Source organism: Vibrio sp. 1288 (assembly GCF_033344475.1).
In genome coordinates this window covers 1-601 of the sequence record NZ_JAWPOX010000790.1, presented here as the reverse complement: position 1 = coordinate 601, position 601 = coordinate 1, and the positions used below count along the sequence as shown (strand labels likewise).

Genomic DNA, 601 nt, shown 5'->3' with positions numbered 1-601 from the left:
TGTATTCCTCGCGGTTGATTCTTACCGCTTGTTGGCGAAGAAAATCGACCAGCCGCTTCACTTAGGTATTACTGAAGCTGGTGGTGCGCGCGCAGGTGCTGTGAAGTCAGCAGTTGGCTTGGGCATGCTTTTATCGGAAGGTATTGGTGATACGTGACGTATCTCTTTAGCTGCTGATCCAGTCGAAGAAATCAAAGTCGGTTTCGATATTCTGAAATCTTTGCGTATTCGCTCTCGTGGCATCAACTTTATTGCTTGCCCAAGTTGTTCACGCCAAGAATTCGATGTTATTGGTACCGTAAATGCGCTTGAGCAGCGTTTAGAAGACATCATCACACCAATGGATGTGTCTATTATTGGCTGTGTGGTAAATGGTCCTGGTGAAGCTGAGGTTTCCCATTTGGGTCTTGCGGGTAGCAACAAGAAGAGTGCGTTCTATGAAGACGGAAAACGTCAAAAAGAGCGTTTCGATAACAATGACCTTGTGAATCAGCTAGAAGCAAAGATCCGTGCGAAAGCGTCTATGATGGATAGCGAAAATCGCATTGAAATAAAAGTACAAGATTAATCTCAACGAGTATTACGGTAAGTATTGTGGCAA

1 pseudogene is annotated in these 601 nt (G+C 44.6%); it reads left to right on the top strand.

Annotated features, from left to right (window positions below):
- Positions 1-568 (top strand): annotated as a pseudogene (locus R8O11_RS29395) (flavodoxin-dependent (E)-4-hydroxy-3-methylbut-2-enyl-diphosphate synthase); the annotation flags it as partial.
- Positions 569-601 lie beyond the last annotated feature (33 nt).